The following is an 8,461-nucleotide window of genomic DNA, read 5'->3' on the forward strand; positions in this document are numbered from 1 at the left end:
TTTCGCAGCTTAAATAGCCCCAAAATAGATGTGCCTCTGCGCTTTGAAATCTAGACTGGTGGTAGACGCTTTTACCCCGAATGAAGGAGCTATCATGGATGCCCGCGATGTTCTGCGTGAAGCCGCAAGCCGACCCGCAACTGAGGCGAAAGCCCTCATAAACACTCTGCCCGAGGGGGCATTGAACGCGCACGCGGGTGGGCATACGAATTCGATCGCCTGGCTGCTGTGGCATGCGGGGCGGCAGATGGATGCGCAGCTCTCACAGCTGAATGGCAAGCCGCAGGTGTGGCATAGTCAGGGGTTCGATTCCCGCTTCAACTTGGGCGAGCTGGGCGACACGGTGGGTTACGGCCATACCGCCGAGCAGGCGCGCGCCGTCGTGGTGGAGGATGCCGCGTTGCTGGTCGAGTATCTGAGCGCAACTGCTGCGGCGTTGAGCGAGTATATTGCGGGTTTGAGTGAGGCTGATTTGGATGACGTGATTGATACGTCGTGGACTCCGCATGTGACGCGCGGGGTGCGGCTGGTGAGTATGATCGACGATGCCGCCCAGCATGTGGGGCAGGCAGCCTATGCGGCGGGTATTCTCGCGGGTGGGGCTGCCACCTCGGACAAGGAGGGGTAGTGGCTGTTGGTACGAGCGGAGCCGATTGGCATGATAGTGCAACCCCCGAGCAGGTTGCGGCGGTTGAGCAGCTGTACCGCAGCCACCGGAATCTGCCGTATATTTCGCCCGAGCGTGACCTGGCGGCGTGGCTTGAGGAGGTGGAGCTGTCCTCGTCGAAGGCGGTTCCGAAGTGGGCGCTTGAGCCGGTCGCTAACATCGAGCTTTATAGTGGGTACCTGTTTGAGGTGACGGCGGGCGACATTATTCTGCTGTGGCGCGTGGGTTTCGATACGTTCACCACGCAGAGCTGGTTCCCGAAATATTTTGAGTACACCTACGGGATTGATGCGGCGTTCGACCTGCGGATGCTGGTTGAGGCCGGACTCGTAGAGGTGGAGTCCGCCGCAGAATCCCTAGACTTAGTGACCGCCCCAGCACTGCGCAAGGCCATCAAGGATGCGGGCGTGAACGGCTTGAGCAGTGCGAAAAAGGCCGATTTGATGAGGCTTGCGCGGGAACACCTCTCCCCCCACCCAACTTGAAGATGCGGTTCCTGTGCGATCTTACAAGCTCACTACCACAGGACGCGCGCTTCTTGACGCCCACCCCGAGGTAGTAGCTAAGCACCCAAAAAAGAGTTAGGGGATGGGAACCCTAGGATTTCTTGAGCTGATCTGAATCGATTGAATCATCAAATTTCTCAGACGTTATTCATCGAACTTGACTTTCTTAAACTTAAAATCATCCAAGCCGGACAAGGCATAATAGAGTATTTAATATCCTTTATCAATTTCCGATTACATTATACTACTCAACTTTTCTATAATATTTTTACATAATTCCATTTAGAACTTATACTCCACATAACTTTCTAAGTTTTTGACATAATTTTTTCTAATTGTGCATTCTTGCATAATGAAAATCGCTATAAAAAATACCAGAACTGCAAATGTACTCCAAAAAATCACTCCTTGATCTACAGTAGATAAACTGTTTTTAATTATTTGAGTTGCCTCTTCGACAAGTTTTTTCTTTTCTTCTACATCCACATCATTTTTGTTTTGCATGAGATACAGTTCCACAGCAAATTCCCCAATCTTAGGACCATATACATTTGCACTTTTTAAATATAATTCGCCTAATAGATCATGATTGAATATAACCGGTAAATACCACGATAAAATAAATATCGCAGGAATTATTAATGCTCCCTGCCACAACTTATAGAAATACTTCGATACTCTCACCAATCCCAACAACAAAAGGACTGGAAGGCCTATAAATGTTCCTGCTAAAGAAGCTCCCCCAACCACTGTAAAAATATCTAACTTACCAGATATATCATTATCTAGAAAGCTGTACATAGTGACAAAAACTCCAAATATAAATCCTATAGATGTAAACCCGCCTATATAACTCCATACCATAGAAAATGTCACCGATACCCACTTATTCTCAAGGGGAATAATCTTTCTAAATAATACTAAAATCGCAATAGAAAGAGTCAAGGCAAATACAAAATATATGTATATAGGTACGATATACATAGGAAAAACCTGCGTATAAACTATATGATCAAATGAATTATTATTAGATCCTTTTATAAAATAATATGTAGTTCTTGAGATAATCCAAATTACAATAAGTATGAATATATATTTTAAAAATATATACATCCACTTAAAATCTCCATATGATTTTATTACACTTAAATATTCCACATAATTATTATGTTTCTGTATTTTAAAAAAGTTATATATATTTCGAAGTTTCATGCTCATCGTATTCCTATTAGTTGACAACCGTTCTCACCTGAAATTTATCATCAAAGCTTTATTTAATTAATTCATCCTACCCTTAATCTTTCCTTAAACCTTGGATTTTTGGAGAGAAGCACCCAAAGATTTTTGTTTGTGACAAGCTATAGCGCGAAACCCACAGTGACACGCCAGCGCGCCGCTGCCGTACTACCGCCTCACCTCCGCCACGTTGCGGGCTGCCGTATTCGGTCGGAACCGTGCTTACCTATGTTTCGGAATTTGGGTATTCATCATCTACCACTGGTTCCAGCCATTCTGCCGTACCTGCCGTGATAACAAGGTGGGAGAACCACGAGTCTGCTGTAGCTCCATGCCAGTGTTTCACGCCGTCTTTGGCGACCGCCACATCTCCAGCGCGGAGTTTGACAGGTGGCTTGCCTTCTTCCTGGTACCAGCCCTCCCCCGCCGTCGCTAGGATGATCTGGAACCCGCCATTATGCTTGTGCCAGTTATTGCGAACACCCGGCTCGAAGCTCACGTTCGCCACGGTGACAGGCACATCCGGATCATTCACCAGCGTATTCATGTAGCTGGTGCCGCTGAAATACTGGGCGAGTGCATCGTTCACACCGCCGAGCGGGAACACACCCTCGGTCACTTCAGTCTCGTATTGACTCATGGATTCCTCCGTTTGTCCTTGAAACGTCATTCAGGCATTAGATTACCCTTAATGTTTCCTTAAACCTAGAATTTTCGGAGAGAAACACCCAAAAATTTTGTTTGTGGCGCTTTATGACGCAAAACCCACAGCGACACGCCAGCACGCCGCTACCGCACTACCGCTTCATCCATCTCCGCCAGGTTGCGGGCAACCCCGATAACACCGCGAACAGATAATATTTCGGCGAGAAGATAACGGACTGTTATCTGCTCGCGCGTCTTGTGTCTTGTTTCGCCTCGGTTACAGCGTTCTTACCCGTGATAGAATCCACAGTATTATGAGACGCACCACAGACCCTTCGCCTGAGCACCCTGAATCACCTGCGCCGCGCATTCCAACAAACACACCAGACGCGACCGCAAAACCCACATCAGCAACGCCGCTGAACGCACGCGGGCAGCTCACGCTCCTGACCGCGCAGGTTTCTGATGCTCTTGCGTCCAGTATCCAAGCTATCGCCATGCCCCTGCTGACCTACGGCACCACCGGCGACCTCGCCCACTCCGCTATCGTCATGGTCGTCGAGGCAGTCCCCGTCATCCTCTTCGCACCCTTCGCAGGCGCTATCGCCGACAAATTCAACCGCAAAACCCTCACCGTCAGCTTCAGGCTCGCCAGCGCCGCCCTACTCATCGCATCCCCAGCCCTCTACGCCGCCGCAGGACTAGCCGCCTTCCTCACCATCGCATTCCTCGTCTCAACCTTCGGCACCTTCTCATCCCCCGCAGCCTCCGCCGCCATGCCCTCCCTGCTCGGCGACGACTACCAAAAATACATGGCACGCCGCGGCAGCCTCATCTTCCTCGCCCAAACCCTCGGCCCCACCGTGGCAGCCGCCGTCGCATCCTTCACCACCCCAGCCCTCGCCGTCGGATTCGCAGGCACCCTCAACCTGCTCGCTGCCCTCACCGTCGCCACCATACGCAACTACGACCTCACCCACGCCGAACGCACCGCCACCGTGCAGGAACACCACACCGGCAGACTCCTGCGCGAAGGCGCCGCCTACACCGCACACAACCCCATCGTGCGCGGCATGCTCACCTTCTGGTTCCTCTCCATCGCCGCCGTACCCATCACCACCCTGCCCATGCTTGAATACCTCACCCGCGATCTCGGACACGCCTACACCGCCTTCGGAATCGCAACTTCCGTCTACGCCGCCGGATGCGTGATCAGCTCCTGGCTTTCAGCCAAACTCGGCGTCGGTACAGGCGCCGGGCGGGTGCGTATGACCAAACGCGGGTGGATGTGCATCTCCGGACTCGGCTACGGCGCCGTTTGTCTGAGTATGGGACTGCACCCGGCGCTGTGGGCGGTACTCGTGCTCTGGTTCATCTGGGGCATGTTCTACGGACCCGAAGAAGTGCTCGGGCAAGTCCTCTTCGCAGACGCTATCGACGAACACATGCGCGGGCGCGTCTACAGCTTCATGGGCGTGGTTTTCTCCCTGGCGGGTATGGTTGGGTACCTCATCACCGGATGGACGGTACCAGCGTTCGGTGCGATCAACACCATCGTTGCCGGAGGGTCACTCTTCGTTATCGCCACCGTATTCACATTCATTCTCGGCCCGACCGCACGAGCGATACGGGCGCAGGAATCGCGGAATGAGGCAAAGAACCGTGCGGGTGCATGACTTGCTCTGTATATCGCCTCTAGGTACCACCCACTGCCTCGCGCCCGCCGGGCTACGGGCAACTCTAATAACACCGCGAGCAGGTCGGATTTTGCCAAAAAGGTAGGAAAATCACACCTGCTCGGACCAAAAACCACCTGCTCGCGAATCTGGGGTGGGGTAAGCCCGCTACCACAGAAGACCCCGAAAATCTGAAGGTCTATCCGTGCATCCGACGGCTGGGGCCGCGTTTGCCTATACTTCGGAATCCAGTGGTCAAACGTAAAATAGGGAGTGAAGGGGATACACCGTTGAGCTCCACACCGAAGGGAGCTGACGATGACCAAGTTTAAGACCAAAGTGACCGAGGGTATTTTCCCGTGGGGTGAGGTGAACCCCAATTCGACCGCACCCGAGATACGCCCCAGCTATAACTACCCATTTGTTGCTGACCCGAGGTGAGCGCCAAGGTGGCGAACGTGAGCTTTGAACCGGGTGCGCGCACCGAATGGAATCTGCCGCAGATTCCTTGGACTTAGTAACCGCCCCAGTGCTGTGCAAGGCTTTGAAGGATGCGGGCGTAAGCGGGCTGAGCGGCGCGGAAAAGGCTGAGCTGATGAGGCCGCGCGTGCCCCTCTCCCTGCCCACCTTGAAGATGCAGTTCCCATGCAGGACTACAAGCTCACCACCGCAGGGCAGGCACTCCTTGATGCCCACTCCGAGGTAGCAGTTAGACATCCGAAGAAGGGTTAATCCTCAGCTTTGGACTTCGCAGATTTAAATTCTTCCTCTGTAAGAATAGAACTCGATACAACTTTCACCCGAGTATCCCCTGGCAGAACATACTCTAAGGTACTATCATGCTGCTTATGCTTATTGAGTTCTCTTGATTTATTTTTACATTCACTATAATAATATAAAAATTCACTATAGTTTGTTTCAGGTATTTCTAAATCGTCCACGTCTATAGAGTTCCTATAGAAAAAGGCTTCTTTATATATTGCCATAGCTTCAGTCCACTTATACCAGGATTCTGCAAAATGTAAAACACTATCTACAGAAGATTTCGAAACTTTCAAAGTCTTTTTGCCAATATATTTAATAAATATTTGGCGAGCAAGCCACAAACCCGTAGGGATAAAAATAATTAAAAATATATACCATAATATTCCCAAAACCTCAAATATATTGTAAGGCTTAACATTGTGCCTATTATGAAAAACTTCAATTAATCGAATTCCGGTATACGATAGCACCCCTCCCCAAAATATAGACAAGCTTATATAATGAAGTATCTGCAGTGGATAATATTCTATAAATGAACCTTTCTTATAAATGGGGAATAAAACAGGTAATGGATAAATAAAGAAATATACCATTGAAAGAATGAAGTTTCCAACAAATCCTACCAAAAATAATCTCAGCAAATACATGGGATTATAGACTAAAATATCAAAATATAAAACAACCGCAGGAGACACAAACATTAAAGAAACAAGAAGGTAATAAGTAATACAAAAAAATAAATACTTCCTAAATGAAATATACCCTGAAATTGATGCAATATACGAAAGATAGGGTTTATTGTATGAATAGGCAGAGTAATATTTATAGAAGTCTTTAGATGTAATCTGTGAAATGTTACTGAAGTCTATTTTATTTTTGATATTTATATTATTAAGCAATACTAAACTATTTATTTTATCTTTCCACTGTCCTTCCAAGGAAAGGCGATTCTCTCCTGGCAATGCACTAACAATAAGCATAAAAGTTGCAAAGAAAATTAAAATTAATAAAGATGGATTGAAGTTTTCTATTGGGCAGCCGTCGCTAATTATTTTGTATATAGTGTTGATAGAATGTGAAAATATAATAAAAGATACAATATACATTACTGAATTTGCAAATTTTTTATAAGAAACTGCTCTTATCTGAGCATTCCGAGATAGCTCGTCAATATCCTTAACTTCACTCCTAACATTTATAAATAAAGCGAGTATTAAAGCACAAAGACCTGTAAGTGTAGATTGGTCAAGAGGAATTAGCTTTGGAATAAAATATAGCACTTCACGTGTACTATAATCTAAACTTTCTAATTCAAAACGACCATTAAGTCTAACAATTGTAGCAATATAAAAAGCCAAGAAATATACTAATATATACAATAGTAATATTTTTACTGCATGTAATATTGCATTCATAAGTAAATAATTTGCACGATTCCTTAGGATCTTATAGTCATCATTCATTAATTAAACCTCCATAGTTATATACTTTCAGAGATAGTATTACATCAAAATATAGAAATTTATATTGTAAATATACATTTTCTTTGATTAATATTCTCTTCTACCATACTCACCTATAATATCAACTCCTGTCGCCATATCATTCAAATCTTTAAGGATGCCTCCATACCCACCTTCAATACCTCCTATAAGTTTGAGCAGTTGTTTCTTTCCATCTTTAGTCCTTGAACTATTTAATATGTTAACAGCCTTTCGGTGAGCAGATTTATATATGCTTTCTTTCTTATCTGGATCCCGAGAATTCTGAATGTCTTCCATTTTTATTTCCATATAAGAATTTTCACTCATATACTTAATAATATTATTATATCTATTTTTATCTATGTCATACTTTCCTCCTGGGTTGGTTACAAAATATTGGGTTTTATTTTCCGAATCCCCAATATATTTATAATCTATTTGCACAGCAATCATTAGATAAGGGTACGTAGTTACTTCAACCTTCTCAGGAAAACTACTACCATTTTCATAGAGAGGGTTTTCTACTACGCTAGTTTCAACATCTCGTAATCCATATTTCCCTTTAAAGTAATATGGAAGCTTAGATTTCACAATATCCTCGGTGGTTTTTCCGCTCTTAATTTGTTCTTCTACATATGTGTAGGATACAGGCTGTAAAAACATATGAGTCATATCATTTTTTACTAATCCCCTTACTTTTGTAGGTACAAACATAATATATGTTGGAGATGGAATATCAGATAATTTTTTTGTTGATTCGTTATATAAAATATATTCTGGAGAATCATTCCAGAGATTTTGTACTACATTAAAACTTTCTGATTCTTGGTAATTTACACGATTTTCATTAGTTACATGAGTGATAAAAGATAGAATTAGCGCTACAATCGAAATAAATATAGGAAATACGTTCAGAATATAATTTCGGACATTATTGCTCTTTGATTTATCCGGTTCCAGAGTAATATCCGGATCTTTTTCAGATTTCTGAATACATTTTTCACTTTTTACAGTTTTCTTATTATTTTTCCTTCTCTTAGACATTCTATATCCTTTCTGCTAAATAAAATCTCTATGATCCTTAAAATATAGAGATTACCCTTATGTTGATCATTGCAATTTGTAATAAGACTTCGTATCTTGTACGTGCTCCGTGTAGCAAATATATCTGCACTCTTCATATTTGATATGGCGACAGACCCCTGCGGCTAGATCTCTGATGACGAACCCACTACCTCCATTCACTCAAACTCTTAAAACCTTATTTAATCCTCAGCTTACCCTTAACCTTTCCTTAAACCTAGGATTTTCGGAGAGAAACACCCGAAAATTTTGTTTGTGGCGCTTTATGACGCGAAACCCACAGTGACACGCCAGCGCGCCGCTGCCGTACTACCGCCTCACCTCCGCCACGTTGCGGGCTGCCCCGATAACACCGCGAGCAGGTCGGATTTTGCCGAAAAGGTAGGATTTTCCTACCTG

The 8,461-nt window shown here is 45.3% G+C and carries 8 protein-coding genes; 4 read left to right on the forward strand and 4 right to left on the reverse strand.

The genetic code is table 11. From position 1 onward, the window contains the following. Positions 1–94: 94 nt before the first annotated feature. Positions 95–628 (forward strand): mycothiol transferase, encoded by a 534-nt coding sequence (locus HMPREF2981_RS01565; protein ID WP_070660216.1) that lies wholly within the window; start codon positions 95–97, stop codon positions 626–628. Then, positions 628–1,152 carry a hypothetical protein gene (locus tag HMPREF2981_RS01570; RefSeq protein WP_083313830.1) on the forward strand — a complete coding sequence of 175 codons (525 nt, stop codon included), beginning with the start codon at positions 628–630 and terminating at the stop codon, positions 1,150–1,152. Before HMPREF2981_RS01565 ends, HMPREF2981_RS01570 begins: the two co-directional genes overlap by 1 nt. A gap of 303 nt (positions 1,153–1,455) precedes the next feature. Here the strand turns inward: HMPREF2981_RS01570 and HMPREF2981_RS01575 are convergent, their stop codons facing one another. Both HMPREF2981_RS01575 and HMPREF2981_RS01580 read right to left on the reverse strand, forming a co-directional pair. Continuing rightward, entirely contained in the window at positions 1,456–2,391 is a 936-nt protein-coding gene (locus HMPREF2981_RS01575; protein WP_070660219.1) for a hypothetical protein, read from the reverse strand. A gap of 244 nt (positions 2,392–2,635) precedes the next feature. Next, positions 2,636–3,049 carry a cupin domain-containing protein gene (locus tag HMPREF2981_RS01580; RefSeq protein WP_070660222.1) on the reverse strand — a complete coding sequence of 138 codons (414 nt, stop codon included), beginning with the start codon at positions 3,047–3,049 and terminating at the stop codon, positions 2,636–2,638. Between the two features lie 319 nt (positions 3,050–3,368). On the opposite strand from HMPREF2981_RS01580, the gene HMPREF2981_RS01585 reads away from it, so the two are divergent. Beyond that, positions 3,369–4,730: an MFS transporter gene (locus tag HMPREF2981_RS01585; RefSeq protein WP_246825195.1), complete on the forward strand. Its 1,362-nt coding sequence runs from the start codon at positions 3,369–3,371 to the stop codon at positions 4,728–4,730. Positions 4,731–5,048: 318 nt separating this feature from the next. Continuing rightward, positions 5,049–5,171, forward strand: a complete 123-nt coding sequence (locus HMPREF2981_RS11170) for a hypothetical protein (RefSeq protein WP_256370510.1) — start codon at positions 5,049–5,051, stop codon at positions 5,169–5,171. A 287-nt stretch (positions 5,172–5,458) separates the two neighbouring features. Here HMPREF2981_RS11170 and HMPREF2981_RS01590 read toward each other — a convergent pair whose 3' ends face one another. Together HMPREF2981_RS01590 and HMPREF2981_RS01595 are read right to left on the reverse strand one after the other, a co-directional pair. Continuing rightward, complete coding sequence (locus HMPREF2981_RS01590) at positions 5,459–6,958, reverse strand: hypothetical protein (RefSeq protein ID WP_070660228.1); 1,500 nt, start codon at positions 6,956–6,958, stop codon at positions 5,459–5,461. 87 nt (positions 6,959–7,045) lie between these two features. Then, positions 7,046–8,023, reverse strand: a complete 978-nt coding sequence (locus tag HMPREF2981_RS01595) for a hypothetical protein (RefSeq protein ID WP_070660230.1) — start codon at positions 8,021–8,023, stop codon at positions 7,046–7,048. Positions 8,024–8,461 lie beyond the last annotated feature (438 nt).

This window comes from Rothia sp. HMSC069C01, assembly GCF_001814655.1.
Lineage (GTDB): Bacteria > Actinomycetota > Actinomycetes > Actinomycetales > Micrococcaceae > Rothia > Rothia dentocariosa.

Bases quoted from the DNA above. Each gene is read 5' to 3' on its own strand.
- HMPREF2981_RS01565 (WP_070660216.1), top strand. From the start codon at position 95: ATGGATGCCCGCGATGTTCTGCGTGAAGCCGCAAGCCGACCCGCAACT.
- HMPREF2981_RS01575 (WP_070660219.1), bottom strand. From the start codon at position 2,391: ATGAGCATGAAACTTCGAAATATATATAACTTTTTTAAAATACAGAAA.
- HMPREF2981_RS01580 (WP_070660222.1), bottom strand. From the start codon at position 3,049: ATGAGTCAATACGAGACTGAAGTGACCGAGGGTGTGTTCCCGCTCGGC.
- HMPREF2981_RS01585 (WP_246825195.1), top strand. From the start codon at position 3,369: ATGAGACGCACCACAGACCCTTCGCCTGAGCACCCTGAATCACCTGCG.
- HMPREF2981_RS11170 (WP_256370510.1), top strand. From the start codon at position 5,049: ATGACCAAGTTTAAGACCAAAGTGACCGAGGGTATTTTCCCGTGGGGT.
- HMPREF2981_RS01590 (WP_070660228.1), bottom strand. From the start codon at position 6,958: ATGAATGATGACTATAAGATCCTAAGGAATCGTGCAAATTATTTACTT.
- HMPREF2981_RS01595 (WP_070660230.1), bottom strand. From the start codon at position 8,023: ATGTCTAAGAGAAGGAAAAATAATAAGAAAACTGTAAAAAGTGAAAAA.